The sequence below is a fragment of the Pseudomonas sp. Y5-11 genome, from assembly GCF_022368695.1.
Taxonomy (GTDB): domain Bacteria; phylum Pseudomonadota; class Gammaproteobacteria; order Pseudomonadales; family Pseudomonadaceae; genus Aquipseudomonas; species Aquipseudomonas parakoreensis.
In genome coordinates, this window is the sequence record NZ_CP058974.1 from 1,115,541 (window position 1) to 1,141,168 (window position 25,628).

Below are 25,628 nucleotides of genomic sequence, written 5' to 3' on the forward strand. Positions count from 1 at the left end.
ATCAGTCAGCTGTTTGCTACGCCAGACGGCCCGACCGCCAGCAGCGATGAAACGCTGCTGGCGCGTTATCGCGAAGGCGACGGCGCGGCGTTCGAGATTTTGTACGCCCGTCATCGGCAAAGTCTGTATCGCTTTCTGCTCGGGTTGAGCGGCAAACCGGAACTGGCTGACGAGGTGTTTCAGGACACTTGGCTGAGCCTGATCCGCAGCACCAGTCAGCCACAAGGACGGGCGACGTTTCGTACGTGGCTGTTCCAGATTGCGCGCAATCGGCTGATTGATCACTGGCGTAAACACGGTGCATATCAGCCGCTGCACGACAGTTACGACGAACAGCTGCACGCGGTCGGCGACGAGACCCACGATCCCGAACAACGGCTGAACCTCAGCCGCGACAGCCAGCGCCTGGAAAGCGCCCTGCAAACCCTGCCCACCGAGCAGCGCGAAGTGTTTCTGCTGCGCGCCCACGGCGACCTCGACCTGGCGCAAATCGCCAGCCTCACCGAAACACCGCTGGAAACCGTCAAGAGCCGCTTGCGCTACGCCCAGCAAAAACTGCGTCGGCTGCTGGCCGAGGAGGTACTGACATGACTGACGCCCGCCAGACGCCGGAAGAGCAACTGCTCAAACATTATCGCGAGCAACACACCAGCGAGCCGTCAGAACAGCTCGATGCGCTGATTCTCGCCGCTGCACGCCGCGCCGCTCCGGCGCCCAAGCCAAGCCTGTGGCAACGCTGGCTGCAGGCCTGCCAGAAACCGCGCTGGCAGGTCGCATTCGCCAGCCTGGTCGGTGTGGCACTGATGCTGTCGCTGGTGCAACGTGCGCCCGAGCCGCCAGCCCAATTCGACTTCACCCCGGCCGCCAAACCGGCCGCGCCATTGGCGCGCAAGCAAGCGCTGGAAGCGCAGTCACTGGCCGCTCCGCCCGCTGCGGCCATGTCCGCACCGGCACCGATGATGGAAATGGCCGAGCCGATGCAAAGCGACGCGATCAGCGCCGACGAAGCCAGACTCGGCAAACGCGCCGTCGCGCCGGCCAACGGCCTGGATGAGCAACTGCGCGAAGTCCTGCGCCTGCGCGAGGCCGGCCAGTCGCAAGCCGCGGATGCGCTGTACAACAATCTGCACAAACGCTACCCCGGGGTGAACCTCGACCTGCGACTTGGGCGCATTCGCCAGAACTGACCGCTTGCTCACCCAGCCATTTGGCATTGCCCGGCAAAAACGCGCACTATCGAGCCATGGCTGAAGCGCTGGAGAGCAAAGTGGCAGCAAAAATCGACCGCATCGCCCAACTCCTCAACTGCCCGCAGAAGGGCGAGGAGATGCGGCGCGCGATTACCGAGGCGCGCAAGGAGTTCCTGCTGAACCAGTCGGAAGACGACGTCGTGGAAGAAGACGAGGTTTTTGAGGAGGCTGGGGAAGAAGAGGAAGACGACGATTACGACGAGTTTGACTGGACGACGGAGTGACCGCAGTCACATGAAAGTCAGCGTCCACAAAAAAGCCCCGGACCATCACAGTCCGGGGCTTTCTCGTTTCAATTCATGGCGCACCAGGCGGGATTCGAACCCACGACCCCTGCCTTCGGAGGGCAGTACTCTATCCAGCTGAGCTACTGGTGCAGCGGGCGACATCATACCTAGGTCGGCTCGGGGCGTCCATGCCGGGTTTTGGCGGGTTTTGTCAGTGCGCGTGTCGGTGTGAAACGCTGCATTCCTTAAAGCTGTAACGTCCTGCAAAACCCTCGCTTGGCGCTTTTTCCTGGCTGATCTATGGTTTGGCTGTGGCCGGGGCTTTTTGCGCGTTGATCTGAAAAATCCAGCAAACGCCGGGTTTTTGTTCTTTTTTTCGAACGACCTATTGTCCTTTAACCCCTTTGCTCCTACGATCCGTTTGAGATTTCAAACGCTCGTTGACGGGGTGAGGAAGCGCAGGTGCTGTGAATAACGCACGATCACTGCGCCTCACCCGGTGAATGATTTCCCTGACGGCAGCCTTGCGAGGCGCCTTTCTACAATCATAATTTTGCTCCGCGCAGGCCGCGGTGCTGTTAAGGAAAGCCGACATGCAGCTTAAAGATACCCAGTTGTTCCGCCAGCAAGCCTTCATTGATGGCGCTTGGGTCGATGCGGACAACGGTCAGACGATCAAGGTCAACAACCCGGCCACCGGCGAAATTCTCGGCACCGTGCCGAAGATGGGCGCTGCGGAAACCCGCCGTGCCATCGAAGCCGCCGACAAGGCGCTGCCGGCCTGGCGTGCACTGACCGCCAAAGAGCGTGCCGGCAAGCTGCGTCGCTGGTTCGAACTGATGATCGAGAACCAGGACGACCTCGCGCGCTTGATGACTCTTGAGCAGGGCAAGCCGCTGGCCGAAGCCAAGGGCGAAATCGTTTACGCCGCGTCGTTCATCGAGTGGTTCGCCGAAGAAGCCAAGCGCATTTACGGTGATGTGATTCCGGGCCACCAGCCGGACAAGCGCCTGATCGTGATCAAGCAACCAATTGGCGTGACCGCCGCGATCACCCCGTGGAACTTCCCGGCGGCGATGATCACCCGTAAGGCCGGCCCAGCGCTGGCCGCCGGTTGCACCATGGTGCTCAAGCCGGCTTCGCAAACTCCATTCTCCGCGTTCGCCCTGGCTGAACTGGCGCAGCGCGCCGGCATCCCTAAAGGCGTGTTCAGCGTGGTCTCCGGCAGCGCCGGCGATATCGGCAGCGAGCTGACCAGCAACCCGATCGTGCGCAAGCTGTCCTTTACCGGTTCGACCGAAATCGGCCGTCAGCTGATGTCGGAATGCGCCAAGGACATCAAGAAAGTTTCGCTGGAACTGGGCGGCAACGCGCCGTTCATCGTGTTCGACGACGCGGACCTGGATAAGGCCGTCGAAGGCGCGATCATCTCCAAATACCGCAACAACGGTCAGACCTGCGTCTGCGCCAACCGCCTGTACATTCAGGATTCGGTCTACGACGCGTTCGCCGAGAAGCTGAAAGTCGCGGTGGCCAAGCTGAAGATCGGCAACGGTCTGGAAGAGGGCACCACCACGGGCCCGCTGATCGACGAAAAAGCCGTAGCCAAGGTGCAAGAGCACATCGCTGACGCCGTGGCCAAAGGCGCCACCGTGTTGGCCGGTGGCAAGCCGATGGAAGGCAACTTCTTCGAACCGACCATTCTGACCAATGTGCCGAAAGACGCGGCTGTGGCCAAGGAAGAAACCTTCGGCCCGCTGGCGCCGCTGTTCCGCTTCAAAGACGAAGCCGAAGTGATCGCGATGTCCAACGACACCGAGTTCGGTCTGGCTTCCTACTTCTACGCCCGTGACCTGGGCCGCGTGTTCCGTGTGGCGGAAGCTCTGGAATACGGCATGGTCGGCGTCAACACCGGGTTGATCTCCAACGAAGTCGCGCCGTTCGGCGGCATCAAGGCGTCGGGCCTGGGCCGTGAAGGCTCCAAGTACGGCATCGAGGATTACCTGGAAATCAAATACCTCTGCCTGGGCATCTAAGCCGGGAAAGGGATCGCTGCAAACGCAAAGGGCACGAGAGCGCTGTCCCTTTGCGTCGTTTCAAACCGGAATTTTCTCTGCGGCCGGGAACGCCGTGGCAGTCGATCATCGCATGCTGTCACCGCCGATTCCCCCCGCTTAATCCTTGAACCACGCCGCCCGATGAGCGGTGAATGAGGACTGTAATGAGCAAGACTAACGCTGAACTGATGGCCCGTCGTACCGCAGCTGTTCCACGTGGTGTTGGCCAGATTCACCCGATCTTCGCCGAATCGGCGAAGAACGCTACCGTGACTGACGTTGAAGGTCGTGAGTTCATCGACTTCGCCGGCGGTATTGCGGTACTGAACACTGGCCACGTGCACCCGAAAATCATCGCCGCCGTGACCGAACAGCTGAACAAGCTGACCCACACCTGTTTCCAGGTACTGGCCTATGAGCCGTACGTTGAGCTGTGCGAAAAGATCAACGCCAAGGTGCCTGGTGATTTCGCCAAGAAAACCCTGCTGGTGACCACCGGTTCCGAAGCCGTGGAAAACGCCGTGAAGATCGCTCGTGCCGCCACTGGCCGTGCCGGCGTGATCGCCTTCACCGGTGCCTACCACGGTCGCACCATGATGACCCTGGGCCTGACCGGTAAGGTCGTGCCGTACTCGGCCGGCATGGGCCTGATGCCAGGCGGCATCTTCCGCGCGCTTTACCCGAACGAGCTGCACGGTGTGAGCATCGACGATTCGATCGCGTCCATCGAACGCATCTTCAAGAACGACGCCGAGCCGAAAGACATCGCCGCGATCATCATCGAGCCGGTGCAGGGTGAAGGTGGTTTCTACGTCGCGCCGAAAGAGTTCATGAAGCGTCTGCGCGCCCTGTGCGACCAGCACGGTATCCTGCTGATCGCTGACGAAGTGCAGACCGGCGCTGGCCGTACCGGCACCTTCTTCGCCATGGAACAGATGGGCGTTGCGGCCGACCTGACCACCTTCGCCAAATCCATCGCTGGCGGCTTCCCGCTGGCCGGTGTCTGCGGCAAGGCCGAATACATGGACGCCATCGCTCCAGGCGGCCTGGGCGGCACCTACGCCGGTAGCCCGATCGCTTGCGCCGCGGCCCTGGCCGTGATGGAAGTGTTCGAAGAAGAACACCTGCTGGACCGCTGCAAGGCTGTTGGCGAGCGTCTGGTCACCGGCCTGAAGGCCATCCAGGCCAAATACCCGGCAGTGATCGGCGAAGTGCGTGCGCTGGGCGCGATGATCGCGATCGAGCTGTTCGAAAACGGCGACAGCCACAAGCCGAACGCGGCCGCAGTGGCATCGGTGGTAGCCAAGGCACGTGACAAGGGTCTGATCCTGCTGTCTTGCGGCACTTACGGCAACGTGCTGCGCGTTCTCGTACCGCTGACCTCGCCGGACGAGCAACTGGACAAAGGCCTGGCGATCATCGAAGAGTGCTTCTCGGAGCTGTAATTCCGGGCACTGTGTGATCGGATCGAGAAAAAACCCGCTTCGGCGGGTTTTTTTATGCCTCGGAAACCCTTTTGCGCTGTATCGAAGGGCCAGCATTGGCTAAGGTTCAGGCATTGCAAGGGAGAGCGCGCATGACCGCCGTTGATTTACCCGCCGTACCCCGAGTGCTGATTGCCGAGGCCGATCCGTGGTCCCGTGATCTGCTCAAACATGTGTTGCTCAACGTGCGCTGCGATGCGCGGCTGGACTTGTGTGCCGACGGCCAGCAAGCGCTGTCGTTACTCACCGACGTGCCCTACGACCTGGCGATTGTCGATTGGGAGTTGCCGGGCATCGACGGTTTGAGCGTGCTGCGCAGCGTGCGTCAGCGCAAACGCAATCCGCCGCTGCCATTCATTCTGATGAGCAACCGCAACGACAGTGCCAGTGTGCGCGAAGCCATCCCGTTGGCCCCGACGGCCTACCTGACCAAACCGCTGAACATGGAAAGCCTGACCGAGCGGCTGCAGGGTTTACTGTTGAATGCGGGTGAAGAGGTGTTCTGCGAAGTGCCGACGCTGGCGCCGGGCATGACCTTGTCGGTGTTCCTCGAGCGGCGCCGCGAGCAGGCCGACGGCGCGCCATTGATGACCGATGTGCAGGTGGCGGTCAAACGCAGCCTCAACCCCAATGGCCTCGACCTGAAACTGCTGGAAGAAGAGATCCGTACCGATCCGCAGATTACCGCCGTGCTGATCGCCGCCGCCAACAGCGCGGCGCAGCATCATGGCGCGGCGGTACAGACCCTGGGGCAGGCGCTGCATCGCCTCGGCACCGGACAGAGCATGAACCTGATTCTCGGCCTGGCGCTCAAGCGCAGCGCCAAACTCAGCGACCCGTGCCTGGCGGATTACGCCGAGCGCTATTGGGGCTTGTCGCTGCATACCGCCGAATACGCCCGCACCCTGGCGCGCCTGCTCGACCTGGATCAGGAGCGCTGCTATTGCGCCGGCATGCTGCATCGCCTTGGCGATCTGGCGCTGTTGCGCTGTTTACAGGAGTGGAAGCAGGCCGGCGGCGAGCTGGATGAGTGGGAGGAAGTCGGTGACGCGCTGGCGGAATTTGGCGCGGCTTACGGTTCGGCGTTGCGCACGCGCTGGCGCCTGCCGCTGGAGCTGCGCGAGTTGATTGCGTCGGTCTACCAGCTCGGAGGCGGGGTGTATTCCCGTGAGGCGCTGGTGATGAACATGGCGGCGCAAATGGCCCGCCTGACCGAGCATGAGGGCGTTGAGGAGCTGGCAAAGAGTCGCACGGCGCGGCTGCTTAAGATCGGGTTGCCGGAATTGATGCGGATGCGCAAGTAACCGGATTCACGAGCATCCCCCTGTAGGAACTACGGCACGCTGCGATCTTTTGATCTTGTTTTTTAAAGCAAAAATCAAAAGATCGCAGCGTGCCGCAGCTCCTACAGGAGAGGTAAATCGGAGGGTGGATTCAGCTTGAGATAATCCGGTTCTTGCCCTGCCGTTTGGCCTCGTACATCGCCGCGTCCGCCCGGGCGAACAGGCTGTCGAGGCTTTCGTCATCGTTCCTGAGGCTGGTCAGTCCCTGGCTGACGGTGATGCCGAAGGTCTGGCCGTCGACATTGAAGACCATCCGCTGAATCTCCTGCTGCAGCCGCTCGGCCACTTGCATCGCCATGTCCGGTGCGCAACCGGGGAACACGGCAGCGAATTCTTCTCCGCCGATACGTCCGAACAGATCGCCGCGACGTAACGAGGTGCGCCCGCATTCGGCGATGCGTTGCAGCACGTTGTCGCCTTCCGGGTGGCCGTAGCTGTCGTTGATCTGCTTGAAGTCATCAATGTCCAGCAGCAGGAAGGCCAGTGGCGAACCTTGCAGGCGCGCGTCGTCGAACTCGCGGTTGGCGCATTCGAAGAAGTGGCGACGGTTGCTGCTTTGGGTCAGTACGTCGGTGGTGGCCAGGCGATGCAGTTCGGTTTCCATGCGTTTTTTGTCGGTGATGTCTTCGGCGATGCCGACGATGATCACCGGTTGCCCGGGCTCGTCCTGACGGTTGATGAAGCACTTGTCGCTGAGCCAGCGAACCTGGCCGTCAGCGGCGATGATCCTGTATTCGCGGTCTTCCACCGCGCCTTTGTGCAGCACTTCGGCCAGACTGCGCTCGGCATAGTCGAGGTCGTCGGGGTAGATGCTGTCGCGCCATTGGTTGTAGTCAGCCAGCAATAGCCCTGCGGAGCGACCGAAAATTCGCTCGTAGGCAGGGCTGACATAGAGCACCTGACGGGTTTCCCAATTGAACGCCCAGAGCACCGCGTTGACGCTCACCAGCAAGGAACTGAACAGTTGTTCGCGCTCGCTCAGCCGGGCGACTTCGCCTTGGGCGTGCATCAGCGCCATCAGGGTTTGCGCGGCCTCGGGCCACTGCGCGAGGGATGAGTCTTGTTGATTGTTGTTGACCATCGGCACATATCTCAAAGGGCGTGCCGCAATTTCGACAACGGCCACAGTACAGCCCGCCGGGATGGCGAAGTGTCTTTGAGATAGGGCTTTCGGTGCTAAGTTCCGCGCTTTTGTGGCGAGGGAGCTAGCTCCCGCCGGGCGGTAGATATGACGCGTTTCAGCAATGAGAACGCGTCGACAAATTTGCGGTAGCTGCGCTACCGATCGGGGATGAATCCCCTCGCCACAGGGGATTCGTTCATGGCGGTCAGGCTGTGGCGGGGCGCAGCGAGTAGGTTTTCAGCTGGTCGGCGAATTCACGCAGGGACTGAATGCCGCTGGCCTCGGCCTCGTGCACCCATTCCTTGATGGCGGCGAGCATGTCGTGGCCATTGGCGCTGGTCTTGACCCAGATCTGCTGCAGGGCCAGGCGTTTTTCGTAAATGACCTTCAGCGCCTGGCTGTGCTCGAGCATGTTCTGGATGCGCAAGTGATGACGGTCTTCCAGCAGGCTGGTTTCCCGCGACAGCAGGCGTTTGGCCCGATGGAATTGATGGCGTACCGAATGATCGACCTTGTCCAGCTCCTGCTTGACCAGTGGGCCGATCACCAATTTGCGGTATTGGGCCATGATCTGGAAGCGGTTGTTGAGGATCGCCATGGCGGTGTCCATGTCCAGATGGCCCTTGCCTTCGACGCGGTGGGCGATCGGCGCCACACGCTGGACCTTGGCCAGTCTGAAGAAGCTGAAGACTTTGATCCACGCCCAGCCGAGGTCGAATTCCCACTTCTTCACCGACAGCTTGGCCGAGTTGGGGTAGGTGTGATGGTTGTTGTGCAGCTCTTCACCACCGATCAGGATGCCCCACGGCACCAGATTGGTCGCCGCGTCGCGGCATTCGAAGTTGCGGTAGCCGATGGCATGGCCCAGACCGTTGACCACGCCGGCGGCCCAGACCGGGATCCACATCATCTGGATCGCCCAGATGGTGATGCCGATGGTGCCGAACAGCAGCAGGTCGATTATGCCCATGATCGCCACACCCAGCAGCGGATAGCGGCTGTAGAGATTGCGCTCGATCCAGTCTTCCGGGCAGTTCTTGCCGTAGATGCGCAGGGTCTCCGGATTCTCGGCTTCGGCCCGATAAAGCTCGGCGCCTTTGCGCAGCACGGTGGACAGACCCTTGATCACCGGGCTGTGCGGGTCATCTTCGGTTTCGCACTTGGCGTGGTGTTTGCGGTGGATGGCAGTCCACTCGCGGGTGTTCTGCGCCGTGGTCAGCCACAGCCAGAAGCGGAAAAAGTGTTTCAGGCCGGCATTCAGCTCAAGCGAGCGATGGGCCGAGTAACGGTGCAGATAGACCGTGACGGCGACAATTGTCACGTGGGTCATCAGCAGGGTGACCGCGACCAGTGACCAGGCCGACAAGCCAAGAAAACCTTCGTACCACATAGGCTATAGGGCCCTCGATAAAGATAAAAACAGCCGTTGCATTATCACCAAGCACACAGATAAAACCAGTCGCCCTTTCAGATAAGAGTCGCTGGATGTTTCTTGACCTATAATTCCAACCTTTTTTGTAGGGACATGGACAGCCGAATGCCTGCCACTTACCGCGATGCCCTGCGTGCAGCGCTGCTTTACCTGTTGCTTGCTGTTGTCTGGCTGCAAGGCACTGGTTACTTATTGAACAGTTTCTTTGATGAGTCTGTCGATCTGCAGCGATGGCAACTGATCAACGGTTACGTCTGGGCTGCCGTCAGCGCGGGGCTGATCTTCCTCGCGCGGGCCAGATTGTGCGAATTTCTCGGCATCGGTGCGCGGTTACGCGAGCGGCAGGCCGACCGTGAACGCCTGCGCCAGGCCGCCGCGGTATTCGACTGCACCCGCGAGGGCGTGCTGGTGACCGACCGCGAGGGCCTGATCGTGCACGTCAACCGTGCGTTCATGGAAATCACCGGCTACCAGTACGAGGAAGTTCTCGGCCACCAGCCGAGCCTGTTCAAGTCCGGTCATCATCCGCCGGGCTTTTATCAGGCGATGTTCGCCACGCTGGAGAGCGAGGGCGAATGGAGCGGGGAGATCTGGAACCGGCGCAAGAGCGGCGAGATTTACCCGCAGTGGCAGACCATCCGCGTGATTCACGATGATCAGGGCCGTCTCAGCCACTACGTGGCGGTGTTTTCCGACATCAGTGCGATCAAGGACTCTGAACACGAACTCAAGCACCTCGCCCACCACGACCCGCTGACCGACTTGCCCAATCGCCTGTTGTTCAGCGACCGTGCCGAGCAGGCACTGGCGTCGGCGCAGATCCACAAGCGTGGCTGCGCGTTGCTGATGATCGATCTGGATCACTTCAAGATGATCAACGACAGCCTCGGCCATAACATCGGTGATCGCCTGCTCAAAGCGGTGGCGGCACGCCTGCAGGAACTGTTCGGCCCCGGGATTACTCTGGCGCGGCTAGGTGGTGATGAGTTCGCGGTGCTGGCGGAGAGTTGTCCACAACTGGTTCAGGCGGCAGCACTGGCGCAACGCATTCTTGATGCGCTCAAGGAGCCATTCCGCATCGACCGGCACGAGCTGTTCATCAACGCCAGTATCGGCATCAGCCTGTTCCCCAGCGACGCGTTGAGTGCCGATCAGTTGTTGCGTAATGCCGACGCCGCGCTGTTCAAGGCCAAGAGCAGCGGCCGCAACGGTTACGCGTTGTACACCGAAGAGCTGACCGCCCACGCGCAGCAACGGGTCGAGCTCGCTTTCGAGCTGCGCCGCGCGCTGGAGCAACAGGAACTGCGGGTCTACTACCAGCCTGTTCACGATTTGCGCAGCAGTCGCCTGATTGGTGTCGAAGCGCTGGTGCGCTGGCAGCATCCGCAGCGCGGGCTGGTGTCGCCGGCGGAATTCATTCCGATTGCCGAGCGCACCGGGATGATTGCTGAAATCGACGCCTGGGTGATGCGCCAGGCGTGTTCGCAGATGTGCCATTGGCAGCAGGCCGGGGTCGTGCTGTCGTTCGTCGCGGTGAACGTGTCGTCGCGGTTGTTCGCCCGGCGTGAGCTGTACCAGCAGGTGGCGCAGGTGCTGCACGAGACTGGTCTGGATCCGGCCTTTCTGGAACTGGAAGTCACCGAGAGCGCGGTGATGGATGATCCGGAAGTGGCGCTGGAGCAGATGCATCATTTGCGTGAACTGGGGATTCGCCTGGCCATTGACGATTTCGGTACCGGCTACTCATCCCTGTTGCGGCTCAAGCGCCTGCCGGTGCAGAAGCTCAAGATCGATCAGGGTTTTGTCGCCGGGTTGCCGTGGGACGAGGACGACGCCGCGATCGTTCGGGTGATCATCGCGCTGGCCCGAAGCATGGGCATGCAGGTGCATGCCGAAGGGATCGAACAGGCCGAGCAGGCGGCGTTTCTGCTGGAGCAGGCCTGTGATCTGGGACAGGGCTACTGGTTTGGGCGGCCGGTGCCGGCGGGGGAGATTGATTGGGGCAAAGCCCCTGTTATCGGTTAACAGTCCTGCTCTGGCTGACACCAAACCTGTGGCGAGGGGATTTATCCCCGATGGGTCGCGCAGCGGCCCTGAAAAACAGGGACTGCTACGCAGTCCATCGGGGATGAATCCCCTCGCCACAGGGTTTCATACAGTCTTCAAACTCAGTGAACACCGCGCAAACCCTCGGCCCGTCAGATAATGTTTTCCAGTTATATAAACATTCTTAAATAGTCTTTTTAAGAATATCTGCGCCTCTCTTATATTGCTCCCACGCCGAACGCAGTGCCGCCCACTGCCAGGCATATCCCATTCAAAGGAGCAGCACCATGAGCGCATCCCTTCGCAGCGTTGACGGTCAGGACGAAAGCACCATCTTGCGGGAAATCCAGAGCGCCCTGCGCGATCTGCGTTTCGGCGCGGTGGAGATCACTGTGCACAACGCCCAGGTCGTGCAGATCGAACGCAAAGAGAAATTCCGTCTGCAGCAGCCGGGTAACAAACCGAGCTGATTTGAAGATCAAAAGATCGCAGCCTGCGGCAGCTCCTACAGGGGGCTGTGTAGGAGCTGCCGCAGGCTGCGACCTTTGAACCGGCACCCCGATTTCCGAAATACATAAGAAAAAGCCACCACCAAGAATTCCAGGAGCTTTCACCATGTCGTCGATTCGCCGTTACGCTTTGGCCGCCCTGGCCAGTGCCGTGTTTGCCGGTTCCGCAGTTGCCAAGGATTACGAACTGCTCAACGTGTCGTATGACCCGACGCGCGAGCTGTATCAGGACTACAACGCCGAATTCATCAAGTTCTGGCAGAAAGATCACGCCGGCGACACCGTGAAAATCCAGCAATCCCATGGCGGTTCTGGCAAGCAGGGCCGTGCGGTAATCGACGGTCTGCGCGCCGACGTGGTGACCCTGGCGCTGGCCGGCGACATCGACGAAATCGCCAAGCTTGGCAAGACTCTGCCTGCCGACTGGCAGAAGCGTCTGCCGGATGCCAGCACCCCGTACACCTCGACCATCGTGTTCCTGGTGCGCAAGGGCAACCCGAAAGGCATCAAGGACTGGGGCGACCTGATCAAGAACGACGTTTCGGTGATCACCCCGAACCCGAAAACCTCCGGCGGTGCGCGCTGGAACTTCCTCGCCGCGTGGGCCTACGGCCTGAAAGCCAACGGCGGCAGCGAAGAAAAAGCCAAAGAGTACGTGCAGACCTTGTTCAAGCACGTTCCGGTACTGGACACCGGCGCTCGTGGCTCGACCATCACCTTCGTCAACAACGGTCAGGGTGACGTGTTGCTGGCCTGGGAAAACGAGGCGTTCCTGGCATTGAAAGAAGACGGCGGCGCTGACAAGTTCGACATCGTCGTGCCGTCGCTGTCGATCCTTGCCGAGCCACCGGTGGCGGTGGTCGACAAGAACGCCGAGAAAAAGGGCAACGAGCAGATCGCTGAAGCTTATTTGAAGCACCTGTACAGCCCGGCCGGTCAGGAGATCGCCGCGAAGAACTTCTACCGTCCACGCGACAAGGACGTGGCGGCGAAGTACGCCCAGCAGTTCCCGAAACTGGAACTGGTGACCATCGACAAGGACTTCGGCGGCTGGAAATCCGCGCAGCCGAAATTCTTCAACGACGGTGGCGTGTTCGACCAGATCTACCAAGCGCAGTAATCTGACCCACAATGAGCCTGAAGTTCAGGCACTTGAGATGTGGGAGTGAGCCTTTGTGGTGAGGGGATTCATCCCCGATGGGTTGCGCAGCAGCCCCAACGCCGACCTTTGCGGTGAATCAAATCTACCGCGAACTCTGGTTTTGCGACTGCTTCGCAGTCGGTCGGGGATAAATCCCCTCACCACAGGGCTCGCTCCCACATTGATGCGTTTTTAACCAAGGACTTTTATGTCGCGTCGTATCTCCCCCGTCATACCCGGCTTCGGGCTGACGCTGGGTTACACCTTGGTGTACCTCAGCCTGATTGTGCTTATCCCGCTGGCGGCGATGTTCGTCCACGCCGCCCAACTCACCTGGGATCAGTTCTGGACGATCATCTCCGCACCGCGCGTGCTGGCTGCTCTGAAGCTGAGCTTCGGCACCGCGCTGTGTGCCGCGATCATCAACGGCATCATCGGCACGCTGCTGGCCTGGGTGCTGGTGCGCTACACCTTCCCGGGGCGCAAGGTCATCGACGCGATGATCGACCTGCCGTTCGCCCTGCCGACGGCGGTGGCCGGTATTGCCCTGACCGCGCTGTACACCCCGACCGGGCTGGTTGGCCAGTTTGCCGCCGACCTCGGTTTCAAGATCGCCTACACCCCGTTGGGCATCACCCTGGCGCTGACGTTCGTGACCCTGCCGTTCGTAGTGCGCACGGTGCAGCCGGTACTGGCTGACATTCCCCGTGAAGTCGAAGAAGCTGCCGCTTGCCTCGGTGCGAAACCGTTGCAGGTGTTCCGCCATATCCTCCTGCCAGCGCTTTTGCCCGCGTGGCTGACCGGATTTGCCCTGGCCTTTGCCCGGGGTGTCGGCGAGTACGGTTCGGTGATTTTCATCGCCGGCAACATGCCGATGAAAACCGAGATCCTGCCGCTGCTGATCATGGTCAAACTCGACCAGTACGATTACACCGGTGCCACGTCCATCGGCGTGCTGATGCTGGTGGTTTCCTTCGTCCTGTTGCTGCTGATCAACCTGTTGCAGCGGCGCATCGAAACCCCATAAGGAGGCGCGAACCATGTCCCAATCGTCTATTGCGGCCGCGTCCTCGGCCAACGCTGCGCGGCGTGGCAGTGCCACTTCGCGCAGAATCCTGATCGGCCTTGGCTGGCTGATCTTTTTCCTGTTTCTGGTACTGCCGCTGTTCATCGTGGTCTCGCAAGGTCTGAAGAACGGCCTCGGCGCATTCTTCACCGCGATCTTTGAACCGGACGCCTTGTCGGCGCTGAAACTCACGGTGATCGCCGTGCTGATTTCGGTACCGCTGAACCTGGTGTTCGGCGTCAGCGCCGCGTGGTGCGTGAGCAAATACTCGTTCCGCGGCAAGAGCATGCTGGTGACGCTGATCGACCTGCCGTTCTCGGTGTCGCCGGTGATCGCAGGTCTGGTTTACGTGCTGATGTTCGGTGCGCAGGGTCTGTTCGGGCCGTGGCTGCAGGATCACGACATCCAGATCGTCTTCGCCCTGCCGGGCATCGTCCTGGCGACGATCTTCGTCACCGTGCCGTTCGTGGCTCGTGAGCTGATCCCGCTGATGCAGGAACAGGGCACGCAGGAAGAGGAGGCCGCGCGGCTGCTTGGCGCCAACGGCTGGCAGATGTTCTGGCACGTCACCGTGCCCAACATCAAGTGGGGCCTGATCTATGGCGTGGTGCTGTGTACTGCGCGCGCCATGGGTGAGTTCGGTGCGGTGTCGGTGGTTTCCGGGCACATTCGCGGGGTGACCAACACCTTGCCGCTGCACGTCGAGATCCTCTACAACGAATACAACCACGTGGCCGCGTTCGCCGTGGCGAGCCTGTTGCTGATCCTGGCGCTCTTCATCCTGCTGCTCAAGCAGTGGAGCGAAAACCGTATCAACCGCCTGCGCGCCAGCGCCGCGGAGGAATAATTCATGTCGATCGAAGTGCGTAACGTCAGCAAGAATTTCAATGCGTTCAAGGCGCTGGACAACATCAGCCTGGACATTCAGAGCGGTGAACTGGTGGCGCTGCTCGGCCCGTCCGGCTGCGGCAAGACCACGCTGCTGCGGATCATTGCCGGCCTGGAAACTCCGGATCAGGGCAACATCGTGTTTCACGGCGAAGACGTCTCCGGCCACGATGTGCGTGATCGCAACGTCGGTTTCGTGTTCCAGCATTACGCGCTGTTCCGGCACATGACGGTGTTCGACAATGTCGCGTTCGGCCTGCGCATGAAACCGAAAAACCAGCGCCCGAGCGAAAGCCAGATCGCGACCAAGGTCCACGAACTGCTGAACATGGTGCAACTGGACTGGTTGGCTGATCGCTACCCGGAGCAACTGTCCGGCGGCCAGCGTCAGCGTATCGCCCTGGCTCGTGCTCTGGCGGTGGAGCCGAAAGTGCTGCTGCTCGACGAACCGTTCGGCGCCCTCGACGCCAAGGTGCGTAAAGAGCTGCGTCGCTGGCTGGCGCGCCTGCACGAAGACATCAACCTGACGTCGGTATTCGTGACCCACGACCAGGAAGAAGCGATGGAAGTCGCCGACCGCATCGTGGTGATGAACAAAGGCGTGATCGAACAGATCGGCTCACCGGGTGACGTCTACGAAAACCCGGCCAGCGACTTCGTTTATCACTTCCTCGGCGACTCCAACCGCTTGTTGCTCAGCGACGACAACCACGTGCTGTTCCGTCCGCACGAAGTGTCGTTGTCCAAACATGAGCTGGAAGATCACCACGCCGCTGAAGTGCGCGATATCCGGCCGCTGGGCGCGACCACACGGGTGACGTTGAAGGTGGAAGGGCAGACGGATCTGATCGAGGCTGAAGTGGTGAAGGATCACGACAGTCTGATCGGTCTGGCCAAGGGTGAAACCCTGTTCTTCAAGCCGAAGGTCTGGCAGAAAGTCGCCAGCCTCTAAAGTCAAAAGATCGCAGCCTGCGGCAGCTCCTACATTGGAATGCGTTTCTCCTGTAGGAGCTGCCGCAGGCTGCGATCTTTTAAAGCGGCCTAAGCCGCCGCATTGCGATTCGGATTGACCCGCACCGCCCCCGCCCGCGCCTCGATCTGCGCTTTCAACTCATGGCGCATTCCCAGCAGGAACGCCACTTCGGCCACGACAAACAGCGGCCCGACAATCAACCCGCTGACATCATCGACAAACGCCGGTTTGCGCCCCTCGTAATGGTGCCCGACGAACTGGATCACCCAGCCAATCACAAACATCGCCAGCCCGCTGCTGAGCCAGACCATCGTGCTCTGCTGCGCCAATGCATGTCCGGCCCAGACCGACAGGCCCATCAGCACCGTCATCAACACGCCGAGTTTCACTTCCAGGCGCAGATAAAACCATGCCGAGGCCAGCGCCAAGAGCACCGCCGGAGAGATCCACAAGCCGCCCAGTGACCACGCTGGTCGCGACAATAAAACGGCCACCGCCACCACGATCAGCGGAATGCCGATAAAGTGGCTGGCGATGTTGCGCGGGTCGCGGTGGTAGGCGGCGTATTGACTGAGATGGTCGACGAGGCTTTTCATTGTTGTTCCTCCTGTAGGGTGCGTGCAGCATGCCTCGGGTTCGGTGTTCGCTCTGTCAGGCAGGCGACAATTGGGAGTGTTCATGGATAAGCGTTCACGGCTGATGACCGGGCAATGGTTCAGTCATCTGCCGACATCCTTTCAGGATAGTTTGCTGGCGGCGGCCCGGGAGCGGCGGCTGACGGCGGGGCAACGCTTGTTCCAGCGCGGTGATCCGCCCTGCGGGTTGTACGCGGTGCTCGACGGCGCGATCCGCATCGGCGCAGTGAGCGAGCAGGGCAAGGAGGCGTTGCTGAGCCTGGTGGAGGCACCGCACTGGTTCGGCGAAATCTGCCTGTTCGACGGTCAGCCACGCACTCACGATGCGTATGCAGTCGGGCCGTGCACGCTGCTGAATATCCCGCAGGCCACGCTGCTGAAAATCCTCGATGAACAACCGGTGTACTGGCGCCATCTGGCATTGCTGATGAGCCACAAACTGCGCTTGACCTTTATCAACCTCGAACAGTTGAGCCTGCTGCCGGCCCCGGCTCGCCTGGCGCATCGATTGCTGATGATCGCCGAGGGCTACGGTGAAATCGATGCGCCACGCCGGGTCCTGCAATTGCCTCAGGAACAACTGGCGTCGATGCTGTCGCTGTCACGCCAGACCACCAACCAGATCCTCAAGGATCTGCAGGGGCAGGGGATTATCGGGTTGGGGTATGGCGAGATCGAGATTCTCGATGCCGAGCGATTGCGCGCGCTGGCCACTATCTGACGGGCACTTGAGATCCCCTGTGGGAGCGAGCCTGCTCGCGAAAGCGGTGGGTCATTCAACGGTGATGTTGACTGAATCGACGCCTTCGCGAGCAGGCTCGCTCCCACATTTTTGATCTGTGTTGATTCAGGAACCGCGATAGGTCGAGAAACCGTAAGGGCTGAGCAGCAACGGGATGTGGTAGTGCTGGTCAGTCTGCTTCACCTGGAAAATCACCGGGATCTCCGGGAAAAACGTCTCGCGCTTGTTCTTCTCGAAATACTCGCCGGTCTTGAACACCACCCGGTATTCGCCCGCTTCGAAAGGCTGTTTGGCCGGGAACAGTTCGGCGATGCGTCCCTGCTCGTTGGTGGTGCCCTGGGCCAGTGGCTGCCAGTTCTGGCCGACGTGTTTTTCCAGGGTCACGTTGACGCCCGGGGAGGGCAGGCCGTTTTCCAGGTTGAGCACGTGCACGCTCAGTGGATTGCCGGCGGCCAGCGCCAGGCCGGAGAAGGCACTCAGGCCGAGTGCGGCGAAGGTCATGCGCAGGGTGGTCATGGTCAGTCTCCTTATTGGGAACGGGTAAGGGGCAGGCCGGCCTTTTCGGCGGCCTTGATGGCACAGTTTTCGTCCTGCTCGCCGCCGCCGGAACCGGCCACGCCCATGGCGCCGACCAACTCATTGCCGGCGAACAACGGGATCCCGCCGTCGAGCAACAACAGCTCGTCGAGGGTGTTGAGATTGGCGGTTTCCGGGTTGCTGCGGGCGCGCTCGGCGAACAGCCGGGTCGGGGTTTTCGTCGACAGCGCGGTGTAAGCCTTGCGCTGGCTGGCCGCGGTGTTGTGCGGGCCAATGCCGTCGCTGCGCAGGGTCACCAGCACGTTGCCGCCACGGTCGAGCACCGATACCGTCGCGGTGCAATGGCTCAGTGCTGTGTCGGCCAGCAGGCGTGCGGTTTTCAGGTCGAGGTCAGCGTGACGCGGCAGTGCAGGGGCGGCGAAAGCGCTGGCGCTGAGGCCGAGGGCGAGGCTGGCTGCAAGGTATTTGACGATCATGGACAGGCTCCAAAAGCTAAGGTCGTCACTTTAATCGGCGGTCTTCGTCAGAACTCCGTCAGTCGGATTACAAGTTTGTAATGGGCAACGCCGTCGAAGGCGCCTAGCCTGTGTGCCTGATCAATCGAGGTGTGCCATGCGTTTGCTGGTCGTAGAAGATGAAGCCAAAACCGCGAATTTCCTGGCCAAGGGCCTGGGCGAATCGGGGTTTGCCGTGGACGTGGCGCTCAATGGCCTCGATGGGCGCTATTTCATCGAGCAGCAGGCATACGACCTGATCATCCTCGACGTGATGCTGCCGGGCCTCAATGGCTGGCAATTGCTGCAACTGATCCGCCAGCGCGGCGCCACGCCAGTGTTGTTCCTGACGGCCAAGGATGCCATCGAAGACCGCGTACGCGGCCTCGAACTCGGCGCCGACGACTATCTGCTCAAACCCTTCGCCTTCGCCGAGTTGCTCGCGCGGGTGCGTACGCTGCTGCGCCGCGGGCCATTGCGCGAGGCCGAGTCCTACAGCATCGCCGATCTGGAAATCGACGTGCTGCGGCGTCGAGTCAGTCGCGGCGGCCAGCGCATTGCCCTGACCAACAAGGAATTCGCCCTGCTGCAATTGCTCGCCAGCCGTCAGGGCGAAGTGTTGTCCCGTACGCTGATCGCCTCGCAGGTGTGGAACCTCAATTTCGACAGCGACACCAACATGGTCGAAGTCGCGGTGCGCCGCCTGCGGGCCAAGGTCGATGACCCGTTCATGCCGAAACTGATCCACACCGTGCGCGGCGTCGGCTATCAGCTGGAGGCGCCCGACGATGCGGTCTAGGTCGATCGCCTGGCGTCTGGCGCTGGCGTTCGCCGTGGTCTGCGCGTTGGTATTGAGCGCGATTGGCGTGTTTCTCTACCGCTCGCTCGACTCGGAGATCGCCTACCGGGATGATCTGGCGTTGCTTGGCCGCCTGGAGCAAGTGCGCGCCTTGCTCGCCGACAGCGACAGCCTCGACGCCTTGCAGGCGCGACCACGGCTGTACCAGAACATGCTCGGTAACCTCGACAGCCTGTTGCTGGTGCGGCGCGCCGATGGCTCGAACGTGATCGCAATCAACCCGCGCCAACGCGAGCTGCCGTCATTGAACGCAATCGCGCGCGAGCGAACACCGCAGCGTCGTGATGTGCTGACCTGGCAGGCGCCGGACGGCGCCGAGCTGGCGCTGTTGTCCGGTGACGCCCAAGGGCCGAACGGCGAACCGCTGACGGTGATCGCCGGCAAGGTGCTCACTGAGCGCGAGCAGATGCTCGCCAGTTATCGCTTGCGCCTGTACCTGGCCATCGGGCTCGGTGCGTTGCTGGCGTTCGCGCTGGGGCTGGTGCTGCTGCGCCGTGGCCTGCAACCGTTGCGCCAGTTAAGCGCGGCGGTGCGCGGCATTGATCTGCGCAGCCTCGACCAGCGTCTGCCCGCCAGCGGCACTCCCGCCGAACTGCTCGAACCGGTGCAGGCGCTCAACGGCATGCTCGCGCGGCTGGACGACAGCGTGCAGCGGCTATCGCAGTTTTCCGCCGATCTGGCCCATGAGATCCGCACGCCGTTGCACACCTTGCTCGCCAGCAACGGTCAGGCGCTGAACCATCCGCGCAGCTCGGCGGAGTATCAGGAGCTGCTGGCCTCGAACATGGAAGAATTCGAACGCCTCAAGCGCATGGCCGAAAACCTGATGTTCCTCGCCCGCGCCGAGCAGGCGGAGCGCGCGCTCGACTTGCAAACACTGGATCTGCACAGCCTCGGCAGCGAGCTGTGCGACTACTTCGAAGCCCTCGCCGATGATCGCCAGTTGCGCCTGGAAAACCAGCTGCACGGCGAACTGTTGGCCGACCAGCAACTGCTGCAACGCGCCCTGGGTAATCTGCTGGCCAACGCGGTGCGCCACGCCGATGAAGGCACGCCGATCAGCCTGCGCCGCCGTGATGAGGCGGGTGTGTGTTGGTTGCAGGTACACAACCACGGCCCGGTGATTGCGCCAGAACATCTGGGCAAACTGTTCGACCGCTTCTATCGCGTCGACCCTTCACGGGCGCAGCCTGGAGATTCGGGTGGGCTGGGGCTGGCGATTGTGCAGTCGATCATGCAGTTGCATGGCGGGCGGGTGCGGGTGAGCAGTGATGCGAGTGAGACGGTGTTCGAGCTGGGTTTTGTCCTGAGCCAATAATGCGCCGTGCAAGTAATCAGAAACTCAGCTAGAGTTTGGCAATTAGTGCATCGCATGCGATGCACATTGATTATTTATCTATAAATGCATCGTAAATAGTGCAGGTTTGCGCAATGGAACAGATCGGCGAACTGATCAAAAGCTTGCGCAAGGCGCGCAAACTTTCCCAGCAGGCCTTGGCTCAACAATATGGCATGAGCCGCGCCACCATCTCGGGGATTGAAAACAATACGGTCTCCGAAATCGGCCTGCGCAAAGTCGAGGCGATTCTTAACGGCTTCGGTTACGAGCTGGTTGCCGTTCCCCGCAAGTCCAATCGCCCAACCCTCGACACGCTGCAAAAAGTGAATTTCCATGACTGAAACGCCAGACAGGTTGCACATCCGTGTGGGTGAACAGGTGGTCGGGACGCTGGGGCGCGGGCAGGTTCGCGACGACAGTGTGTTCAGTTACCGTGAAGATGCCAGCGCGGACAATGCTGTATCGCTGACGATGCCGACCCGCCTGGACAGCTATGGCTGGGAGCATGGCATCCATCCCGTCTTCGAGATGAACCTGCCCGAAGGCGCGCTGCGGGAGGAGTTGATGCGGCGCTTCAGTAAGGCCGTGCGGGGCTTCGATGATTTTGCTTTGTTGGCTATTGTCGGCCCACATCAGCTCGGCCGTCTGGCAATTGCCAGCGCACCGGTAACCGAGCCGCTTCCAGCAACATCCCTGAGCGATCTGCTGGTACACGATGGTGCTCAGGGGTTGTTCGAAGATCTGTTACAGACCTACGGTCAGTATTCCGGAGTGTCAGGCGTGCAGCCCAAAGTGCTGGTGCGTGACAGCGCTGCCGCGATTGATCGTCTGACTCATCGGGGGGCGACTCATCTGGTCAAAGCCTTTCGCGCCGAAGAGTATCCGCAGTTGGCAACCAACGAATATTTCTGTATGCGGGCGGCGCAGCACTGCGGTCTTGAAGTGCCAAAATTCGAGCTCAGCGAGCGCGGTAAATTTCTGGTGGTCGAGCGTTTTGACCTGAGCGATTCGGGATACCTCGGTTTCGAAGATTTCTGTGTACTGAACGGGTGGCCATCGAAGGCCAAATATGACGGTTCCTATGAAGGTGCCGCGCGGCAGATCAAGGCTTTCGTCTCGCCGCAGTTGCTGGGCTCTGCCCTGGAAGCGTTTTTCAAGATTGTCGCGTTGTCTGCGGGACTGAAAAACGGTGATGCGCATCTGAAGAATTTCGGCGTGCTTTACGAAAATTGTGCAGAGCAGTCATCCGTCAGGCTCGCGCCGGCGTACGACATCATTACAACGTCGGTTTATATCAAGAGCGATAGCATGGCGCTGCTGCTGGGCGGTTCGAAAGCCTGGCCCAAGTACAAGATGTTGGTACGGTTTGGTCGTACGGCATGCAACCTGAGCGAGGCGCGTTGCAGCGAATTACTGCAACAAGTGGCTGATGGCATGCATATGGCGATCAAGGAAATGACCGAATACAGTCGCAAGCATTCCGGGTTTTCCGAAGTGGGCGAGGCGATGATCGAACAGTGGACATCTGGCCTGCAACGCAGCTTGATCAAGGGCTGATGTTCAGCGCAACTGATCGCGAAACTGCCCCGGTGTCATCCCCGTCCAGCGTTTGAACGCCCGGCTGAAACTGCTGGTGTCGGCGAATCCGAGTAAATAACTCACCTCGCTCAACGAACATTGCGGATCGCGCAGGTGCAGCAGCGCAAGGTTTTCGCGGCTCTCGTTGAGCAGCGTGTCGAAGCGACAGCCCTCGTCCGCCAGATGCCGTTGCAGGCTGCGCAGGCTCAGGTGCAAGGCCTGGGCGATGCGCTCGGCGCTAGGTTCGCCTTCGGGCAGTTGTTCTTCGATGGCGTCGCGCACCTTGCGCTCCCAGGTCAGCGGTTGGAGCTGGGCCAGGGTGCGCTTGAGCACCGCTTCGTTGTGTTCGGCCAGTTCCGGGTTGGCGTCGTCGAGGTGGCTGTCGAAGTCGGTAAGGGAGAACTCCAGGCGATCCTCGGCGCAGGAAAAATGCACCGGGGCGCGGAACACTTTGTGCCACTGATGTGCATCGGAGGGTTCCGGGCGGCGCAGGTAGACCGCCAGCGGTGCGTAGTCGCGACCGAGGCGATTGCGGCAGGTGCGCACGTAGATCGCGGCAAACGCGTCGATGGCTTCAAAGGCCGGCGCCGGATTGCCTGACGGAATTTTCAGACGAAACAGATAACGGTCGTCGCTGCGGCTCAGCTCCAGCTCCAGCGCATCGCTGACCACCGGGTGATAACGCACGATGCGCTCGAACACCTCACGCAGGCTGCCGCTGGCCACCAGCGCGTAACCGAGCGCATGGAACGTGGTCGGGCTGACGAACCGCGACACTCGCAGACCGATCGCCGGATCTCCGCTGAACTGCACCGCCAGTTGCCACAGGCGCGTGGTGCCGGACAACGGATAACGCGCGTTCGGGTCGTCCATCAACTGTGGGTCGAGCCCGGCCTGTTGGCACAGGCCGATACTGTCCAGCCCCAGCGCATCGAGTTGCTTGCGCAAGGCACGGGTCCAGCTGGCGAGTGAGGTCGGTTCCTTCATGCTGATTGGCGCTTCCGGTCAACAGGTTGGCGTTCACGGCTACCATCAATAAAGCGTTCGCAGGGCAGGATGCGAACATCAATAAACAGAGGATGGAAGCATGGACCGTACTTCTGCAAGTCCCCAGCGACACAATGCTGCCCAGCGATCAGCGCATATTCGCGAAGTGGTGCTGGCCAAAGGCGTCGAACTGCGTGAGCGCTACCCGATCCTGCAGCATCAGGACGCTCTCGGTGCGGGGATTCTGGCTTTTGCCCTGGCCGGGATGATCGGTTCGGCGACGCTGTACGTCACTGGCCACATGGCGTGGTGGGTGTGTCTGTTGCTCAACGCGTTTTTCGCCTCCCTGACCCACGAGCTGGAGCACGACCTGATCCACAGCATGTATTTCCGCAAGCAGCGCGTGCCGCACAACCTGATGATGGGCCTGGTGTGGCTGGCGCGGCCGAGCACGATCAATCCGTGGATCCGTCGCCATCTGCACCTCAATCACCATAAGGTGTCCGGCACTGAAACCGACATGGAAGAGCGCGCAATCACCAACGGCGAACCATGGGGTTTTGCGCGGTTGCTGATGGTCGGCGACAACGTCATGTCGGCGTTCATCCGCATGCTGCGGGCCAAGACCTGGGCCCACAAAATCAACATCATCAAACGCACCCTGAAGGTCTATGCGCCACTGGCGCTGCTGCACTGGGGCGCGTGGTACGTGTTTCTCGGCTTCCACGCGGCAAATGGCGTGGCTTACCTCGTGGGTTCGCCGATCGAATGGTCGGCGACCACGTTGTCAGTGATGCAGGTGATCGACATCGCGGCAGTGGTGATCATCGGCCCGAACGTGCTGCGCACCTTTTGCCTGCACTTCATCAGCTCGAACATGCATTACTACGGCGACATCGAGGCGGGTAACGTGCTGCAGCAATGCCAAGTGCTCAATCCGTGGTGGCTGTGGCCGCTGCAGGCGTTCTGCTTCAACTTCGGCAGCAGCCACGGCATTCATCATTTCGTGGTGAAGGAACCGTTTTACATCCGGCAGATGACCGTGCCGGTGGCGCACAAGGTGATGCGTGAGATGGGCGTGCGGTTCAATGATTTCGGCACGTTTGGGCGGGCTAACCGTTTTGTTCGTCGGGATGAGGTGGTGCAGGAAGAGGTGCGCACTGCCCGGGCTTGATAGCTGAGTTTGAGGGCCTCATCGCTGGCAAGCCAGCTCCCACAGGTTTCAGTGTCATTCAAAGGATTTGTGAACGACATTGAGCCTTGTGGGAGCTGGCTTGCCAGCGATAGCGGTGGTTCTGGCCGTTTCAGTCCGGCTGAAACGGCGAAGCACTCAGAATCACCCCGGTCTCCTCCACATATTTCTGCCAATGCCCGATCAAGGTGTTGAGCTTGTCCGGCTGACTCGACGCCAGATCATGAATTTCCCCCGGATCACTGCTCAAGTCATACAGCTGCCAGGTCGCCGGCCCCACCGGCCCGGGGATCCACACCGCCTTCCACGACCCTTGGCGAATCGCCCGGCGGCCAAACAATTCCCAGCCGGTGACGGTGTGCTCGTCATGCACCTGCGCCGTCTCGCCAGACAAAAAGCCCAGCCATGATTTGCCGCGCAGCGGCGCCACCGGTTTGCCGTGCCATTGCTTGCCCGGATGGCGCACGCCGGCCAGATCGAGAATCGTCGGAGTGATGTCCATCACCGTGCCAAAGCCGTGGCTGATCTGCCCTTTGATCGGCAGTTGCGGATAGTGCAGCAGCGCCGGTACGCGAATCCCGCCTTCGGTGGTGAACGCCTTGAACAGCCGTGACGGCGCCGTCGCCACCTGCGCCCAGCTCGGCCCGTACCAGACGTAGGAATTGGCGCGGCCGATGTTGTCGAGGCTGTTGTCGTAATGCTGATTGAGGTAGGTCAGCAGTTCCGGGCCGAACTTGGGGAACGCTTCCAGCAGCGCGCCTTCGGCACCGTTATCGGACATGAACAGGATGAAGGTGTTATCGAGTTGGCCCTGCTGGCGCAGGTAATCGACCACCCGGCCGATGTTCCAGTCCATGCGCTCGACCATGGCCGCGTAGACCTCCATGGCCCGCGCGGAAATCTGCCGTTGCTCAGCGCTCAGCGCAGCCCATTGCGTGTTCAGTTGAATCAGCGGATGCGGCTCGACATCCGGCTCGATCAGCCCCAGCGCCTTGAGTTTTTCCAGGCGTTCCAGACGCAAGACTTCGGGACCGGCGTCGTAGCGACCACGGTATTTTTCGACGATGTCGGCCGGTGCCTGTAACGGCCAGTGCGGTGCGGAGAAGGGCAGATAAGCGAAGAATGGCCGGCTCTGACCGCGCTCCTTGAGATACTGCAGCAGCTTGTCGCCAAAGGCGTCCGACGAGTAGAAATCCTTGGGCAGCTCATCGATAAAGGTGTCGTCTTCGATGTACAGCGCCGGAGTCGATTTCAGCAGGCCAGGGGTGTGTTCATCGTAGGTCGGCTCGAAACCATAGTGGTTGGCCGCACCCGGCAGCAACGAAAACGAACGCTCGAAACCGCGGGCCTGCGGCGCCAGTTCAGCAGTCAGGCCGAGGTGCCATTTGCCGCTCATCAAGGTTTGATAACCGGCCTCGCGCAGCAGCTCGGGCAGGGCCACAACGCGGTCGTTGAGATAGCCTTCGTAACCCGGTTTGCCGATCAGCTCCGGGGTCAGCGCTTCGGCCATGGTGCCGATGCCGGCGATGTGGTGGTCGGTGCCGGTCAGCAGCATCGAGCGGGTTGGCGAGCAGGTCGGTGCGGTGTGGAAATCGGTCAGGCGCAAGCCGTTATTGGCCAGCGCATCAAGGTTCGGCGTGGCGATTTCGCCACCGAAGGCGCCGATGTCGGAGAAGCCGAGATCGTCGGCCAGAATCACCAGAAAGTTGGGGCGTTGCGGCATCGA

At 61.0% G+C, this 25,628-nt stretch carries 25 protein-coding genes and 1 tRNA gene; 18 read left to right on the forward strand and 8 right to left on the reverse strand.

The genetic code is table 11. From position 1 onward, the window contains the following. Positions 1-9: 9 nt before the first annotated feature. The 3 genes from HXW87_RS04950 to HXW87_RS04960 are packed head-to-tail and all read left to right on the forward strand — an operon-like array spanning position 10 to position 1,474. Complete coding sequence (locus HXW87_RS04950; protein ID WP_230679351.1) at positions 10-591, forward strand: RNA polymerase sigma factor; 582 nt, start codon at positions 10-12, stop codon at positions 589-591. Beyond that, complete coding sequence (locus HXW87_RS04955) at positions 588-1,187, forward strand: hypothetical protein (RefSeq protein WP_239778506.1); 600 nt, start codon at positions 588-590, stop codon at positions 1,185-1,187. Before HXW87_RS04950 ends, HXW87_RS04955 begins: the two co-directional genes overlap by 4 nt. Before the next feature lie 56 nt (positions 1,188-1,243). Continuing rightward, positions 1,244-1,474, forward strand: a complete 231-nt coding sequence (locus HXW87_RS04960) for a hypothetical protein (protein ID WP_196302410.1) — start codon at positions 1,244-1,246, stop codon at positions 1,472-1,474. A gap of 76 nt (positions 1,475-1,550) precedes the next feature. Here the strand turns inward: HXW87_RS04960 and HXW87_RS04965 are convergent. Continuing rightward, positions 1,551-1,627 (reverse strand) — tRNA-Arg (locus HXW87_RS04965). Between the two features lie 443 nt (positions 1,628-2,070). On the opposite strand from HXW87_RS04965, the gene gabD reads away from it, so the two are divergent. From gabD to HXW87_RS04980, 3 genes are all read left to right on the forward strand, one after another. Then, entirely contained in the window at positions 2,071-3,513 is a 1,443-nt protein-coding gene (gene gabD / locus HXW87_RS04970; protein WP_007963502.1) for an NADP-dependent succinate-semialdehyde dehydrogenase, read from the forward strand. Between the two features lie 185 nt (positions 3,514-3,698). Further along, the gene (gene gabT, locus HXW87_RS04975) at positions 3,699-4,979 is read left to right on the forward strand and encodes a 4-aminobutyrate--2-oxoglutarate transaminase (RefSeq protein ID WP_108181327.1); all 1,281 of its coding nucleotides are present in this window, start codon (positions 3,699-3,701) and stop codon (positions 4,977-4,979) included. 131 nt (positions 4,980-5,110) lie between these two features. Then, on the forward strand, positions 5,111-6,322 hold the full coding sequence (locus tag HXW87_RS04980; RefSeq protein ID WP_047290759.1) for a response regulator: 1,212 nt from the start codon (positions 5,111-5,113) through the stop codon (positions 6,320-6,322). Between the two features lie 130 nt (positions 6,323-6,452). Here the strand turns inward: HXW87_RS04980 and HXW87_RS04985 are convergent, their stop codons facing one another. Further along, on the reverse strand, positions 6,453-7,442 hold the full coding sequence (locus tag HXW87_RS04985; RefSeq protein ID WP_047290760.1) for a sensor domain-containing diguanylate cyclase: 990 nt from the start codon (positions 7,440-7,442) through the stop codon (positions 6,453-6,455). A gap of 247 nt (positions 7,443-7,689) precedes the next feature. After that, positions 7,690-8,874, reverse strand: coding sequence for a delta-9 fatty acid desaturase DesA (gene desA, locus HXW87_RS04990; protein ID WP_145595726.1), 1,185 nt, complete (start codon positions 8,872-8,874; stop codon positions 7,690-7,692). A 147-nt stretch (positions 8,875-9,021) separates the two neighbouring features. On the opposite strand from desA, the gene dibA reads away from it, so the two are divergent. The 6 genes from dibA (at position 9,022) to HXW87_RS05020 (ending at position 15,518) form a co-directional block, all read left to right on the forward strand. After that, positions 9,022-10,941, forward strand: coding sequence for a phosphodiesterase DibA (gene dibA, locus HXW87_RS04995; RefSeq protein WP_239778507.1), 1,920 nt, complete (start codon positions 9,022-9,024; stop codon positions 10,939-10,941). A gap of 308 nt (positions 10,942-11,249) precedes the next feature. After that, complete coding sequence (gene oscA / locus HXW87_RS05000; RefSeq protein WP_039772974.1) at positions 11,250-11,432, forward strand: sulfur starvation response protein OscA; 183 nt, start codon at positions 11,250-11,252, stop codon at positions 11,430-11,432. 145 nt (positions 11,433-11,577) lie between these two features. Next, on the forward strand, positions 11,578-12,591 hold the full coding sequence (locus HXW87_RS05005) for a sulfate ABC transporter substrate-binding protein (RefSeq protein WP_047290763.1): 1,014 nt from the start codon (positions 11,578-11,580) through the stop codon (positions 12,589-12,591). 229 nt (positions 12,592-12,820) lie between these two features. Continuing rightward, positions 12,821-13,639, forward strand: coding sequence for a sulfate ABC transporter permease subunit CysT (cysT, locus tag HXW87_RS05010; RefSeq protein ID WP_007952818.1), 819 nt, complete (start codon positions 12,821-12,823; stop codon positions 13,637-13,639). Between the two features lie 13 nt (positions 13,640-13,652). After that, positions 13,653-14,525 carry a sulfate ABC transporter permease subunit CysW gene (cysW, locus tag HXW87_RS05015; protein WP_007952817.1) on the forward strand — a complete coding sequence of 291 codons (873 nt, stop codon included), beginning with the start codon at positions 13,653-13,655 and terminating at the stop codon, positions 14,523-14,525. Positions 14,526-14,528: 3 nt separating this feature from the next. Further along, on the forward strand, positions 14,529-15,518 hold the full coding sequence (locus HXW87_RS05020; protein WP_047290764.1) for a sulfate ABC transporter ATP-binding protein: 990 nt from the start codon (positions 14,529-14,531) through the stop codon (positions 15,516-15,518). Positions 15,519-15,607: 89 nt separating this feature from the next. Here HXW87_RS05020 and HXW87_RS05025 read toward each other — a convergent pair whose 3' ends face one another. Next, the gene (locus tag HXW87_RS05025) at positions 15,608-16,135 is read right to left on the reverse strand and encodes an Mpo1-like protein (protein ID WP_047290765.1); all 528 of its coding nucleotides are present in this window, start codon (positions 16,133-16,135) and stop codon (positions 15,608-15,610) included. A gap of 82 nt (positions 16,136-16,217) precedes the next feature. On the opposite strand from HXW87_RS05025, the gene HXW87_RS05030 reads away from it, so the two are divergent. After that, positions 16,218-16,895 carry a Crp/Fnr family transcriptional regulator gene (locus tag HXW87_RS05030; protein WP_239778508.1) on the forward strand — a complete coding sequence of 226 codons (678 nt, stop codon included), beginning with the start codon at positions 16,218-16,220 and terminating at the stop codon, positions 16,893-16,895. A 126-nt stretch (positions 16,896-17,021) separates the two neighbouring features. On the opposite strand, the gene uraH is transcribed toward HXW87_RS05030, so the two are convergent. Further along, positions 17,022-17,432, reverse strand: a complete 411-nt coding sequence (gene uraH, locus HXW87_RS05035) for a hydroxyisourate hydrolase (RefSeq protein WP_047290767.1) — start codon at positions 17,430-17,432, stop codon at positions 17,022-17,024. An 11-nt stretch (positions 17,433-17,443) separates the two neighbouring features. Next, positions 17,444-17,929: a heme-binding protein gene (locus tag HXW87_RS05040; protein ID WP_239778509.1), complete on the reverse strand. Its 486-nt coding sequence runs from the start codon at positions 17,927-17,929 to the stop codon at positions 17,444-17,446. 136 nt (positions 17,930-18,065) lie between these two features. Between HXW87_RS05040 and HXW87_RS05045 the strand changes: the two genes are divergently transcribed. The 4 genes from HXW87_RS05045 to HXW87_RS05060 all read left to right on the forward strand — a co-directional run bounded on the left by HXW87_RS05045 (position 18,066) and on the right by HXW87_RS05060 (position 21,702). Then, on the forward strand, positions 18,066-18,746 hold the full coding sequence (locus tag HXW87_RS05045) for a heavy metal response regulator transcription factor (protein WP_131670853.1): 681 nt from the start codon (positions 18,066-18,068) through the stop codon (positions 18,744-18,746). Then, a complete protein-coding gene (locus HXW87_RS05050) occupies positions 18,736-20,124 on the forward strand; it encodes a heavy metal sensor histidine kinase (RefSeq protein ID WP_239778510.1) in 1,389 nt (462 codons plus the stop codon). The genes HXW87_RS05045 and HXW87_RS05050 overlap by 11 nt, the downstream gene beginning before the upstream one ends. Positions 20,125-20,237: 113 nt before the next feature. After that, entirely contained in the window at positions 20,238-20,486 is a 249-nt protein-coding gene (locus HXW87_RS05055; protein ID WP_182403351.1) for a helix-turn-helix transcriptional regulator, read from the forward strand. Beyond that, a complete protein-coding gene (locus HXW87_RS05060) occupies positions 20,479-21,702 on the forward strand; it encodes a type II toxin-antitoxin system HipA family toxin (RefSeq protein WP_239778511.1) in 1,224 nt (407 codons plus the stop codon). The genes HXW87_RS05055 and HXW87_RS05060 overlap by 8 nt, the downstream gene beginning before the upstream one ends. A gap of 3 nt (positions 21,703-21,705) precedes the next feature. Here HXW87_RS05060 and HXW87_RS05065 read toward each other — a convergent pair whose 3' ends face one another. Beyond that, positions 21,706-22,710 carry an AraC family transcriptional regulator gene (locus tag HXW87_RS05065; protein ID WP_047290771.1) on the reverse strand — a complete coding sequence of 335 codons (1,005 nt, stop codon included), beginning with the start codon at positions 22,708-22,710 and terminating at the stop codon, positions 21,706-21,708. A 100-nt stretch (positions 22,711-22,810) separates the two neighbouring features. Between HXW87_RS05065 and HXW87_RS05070 the strand changes: the two genes are divergently transcribed. Next, the gene (locus HXW87_RS05070; protein ID WP_047290772.1) at positions 22,811-23,884 is read left to right on the forward strand and encodes a fatty acid desaturase; all 1,074 of its coding nucleotides are present in this window, start codon (positions 22,811-22,813) and stop codon (positions 23,882-23,884) included. Positions 23,885-24,014: 130 nt separating this feature from the next. On the opposite strand, the gene HXW87_RS05075 is transcribed toward HXW87_RS05070, so the two are convergent. Further along, complete coding sequence (locus HXW87_RS05075; RefSeq protein WP_239778512.1) at positions 24,015-25,625, reverse strand: arylsulfatase; 1,611 nt, start codon at positions 25,623-25,625, stop codon at positions 24,015-24,017. Positions 25,626-25,628 lie beyond the last annotated feature (3 nt).

What these genes read in the sequence shown, in the direction of transcription:
- HXW87_RS05040 (WP_239778509.1), bottom strand. Translation starts at nt 17,929, where the DNA reads ATGATCGTCAAATACCTTGCAGCCAGCCTCGCCCTCGGCCTCAGCGCC.
- HXW87_RS05070 (WP_047290772.1), top strand. Translation starts at nt 22,811, where the DNA reads ATGGACCGTACTTCTGCAAGTCCCCAGCGACACAATGCTGCCCAGCGA.
- gabD (WP_007963502.1), top strand. Translation starts at nt 2,071, where the DNA reads ATGCAGCTTAAAGATACCCAGTTGTTCCGCCAGCAAGCCTTCATTGAT.
- HXW87_RS04980 (WP_047290759.1), top strand. Translation starts at nt 5,111, where the DNA reads ATGACCGCCGTTGATTTACCCGCCGTACCCCGAGTGCTGATTGCCGAG.
- HXW87_RS05065 (WP_047290771.1), bottom strand. Translation starts at nt 22,710, where the DNA reads ATGAAGGAACCGACCTCACTCGCCAGCTGGACCCGTGCCTTGCGCAAG.
- dibA (WP_239778507.1), top strand. Translation starts at nt 9,022, where the DNA reads ATGCCTGCCACTTACCGCGATGCCCTGCGTGCAGCGCTGCTTTACCTG.
- HXW87_RS05050 (WP_239778510.1), top strand. Translation starts at nt 18,736, where the DNA reads ATGCGGTCTAGGTCGATCGCCTGGCGTCTGGCGCTGGCGTTCGCCGTG.
- HXW87_RS04985 (WP_047290760.1), bottom strand. Translation starts at nt 7,442, where the DNA reads ATGGTCAACAACAATCAACAAGACTCATCCCTCGCGCAGTGGCCCGAG.
- HXW87_RS04960 (WP_196302410.1), top strand. Translation starts at nt 1,244, where the DNA reads ATGGCTGAAGCGCTGGAGAGCAAAGTGGCAGCAAAAATCGACCGCATC.
- HXW87_RS05005 (WP_047290763.1), top strand. Translation starts at nt 11,578, where the DNA reads ATGTCGTCGATTCGCCGTTACGCTTTGGCCGCCCTGGCCAGTGCCGTG.
- HXW87_RS05030 (WP_239778508.1), top strand. Translation starts at nt 16,218, where the DNA reads ATGGATAAGCGTTCACGGCTGATGACCGGGCAATGGTTCAGTCATCTG.
- desA (WP_145595726.1), bottom strand. Translation starts at nt 8,874, where the DNA reads ATGTGGTACGAAGGTTTTCTTGGCTTGTCGGCCTGGTCACTGGTCGCG.
- HXW87_RS05020 (WP_047290764.1), top strand. Translation starts at nt 14,529, where the DNA reads ATGTCGATCGAAGTGCGTAACGTCAGCAAGAATTTCAATGCGTTCAAG.
- gabT (WP_108181327.1), top strand. Translation starts at nt 3,699, where the DNA reads ATGAGCAAGACTAACGCTGAACTGATGGCCCGTCGTACCGCAGCTGTT.
- oscA (WP_039772974.1), top strand. Translation starts at nt 11,250, where the DNA reads ATGAGCGCATCCCTTCGCAGCGTTGACGGTCAGGACGAAAGCACCATC.
- HXW87_RS05025 (WP_047290765.1), bottom strand. Translation starts at nt 16,135, where the DNA reads ATGAAAAGCCTCGTCGACCATCTCAGTCAATACGCCGCCTACCACCGC.
- HXW87_RS05055 (WP_182403351.1), top strand. Translation starts at nt 20,238, where the DNA reads ATGGAACAGATCGGCGAACTGATCAAAAGCTTGCGCAAGGCGCGCAAA.
- HXW87_RS05060 (WP_239778511.1), top strand. Translation starts at nt 20,479, where the DNA reads ATGACTGAAACGCCAGACAGGTTGCACATCCGTGTGGGTGAACAGGTG.
- cysT (WP_007952818.1), top strand. Translation starts at nt 12,821, where the DNA reads ATGTCGCGTCGTATCTCCCCCGTCATACCCGGCTTCGGGCTGACGCTG.
- HXW87_RS05075 (WP_239778512.1), bottom strand. Translation starts at nt 25,625, where the DNA reads ATGCCGCAACGCCCCAACTTTCTGGTGATTCTGGCCGACGATCTCGGC.
- uraH (WP_047290767.1), bottom strand. Translation starts at nt 17,432, where the DNA reads ATGACCACCCTGCGCATGACCTTCGCCGCACTCGGCCTGAGTGCCTTC.
- HXW87_RS05045 (WP_131670853.1), top strand. Translation starts at nt 18,066, where the DNA reads ATGCGTTTGCTGGTCGTAGAAGATGAAGCCAAAACCGCGAATTTCCTG.
- cysW (WP_007952817.1), top strand. Translation starts at nt 13,653, where the DNA reads ATGTCCCAATCGTCTATTGCGGCCGCGTCCTCGGCCAACGCTGCGCGG.
- HXW87_RS04955 (WP_239778506.1), top strand. Translation starts at nt 588, where the DNA reads ATGACTGACGCCCGCCAGACGCCGGAAGAGCAACTGCTCAAACATTAT.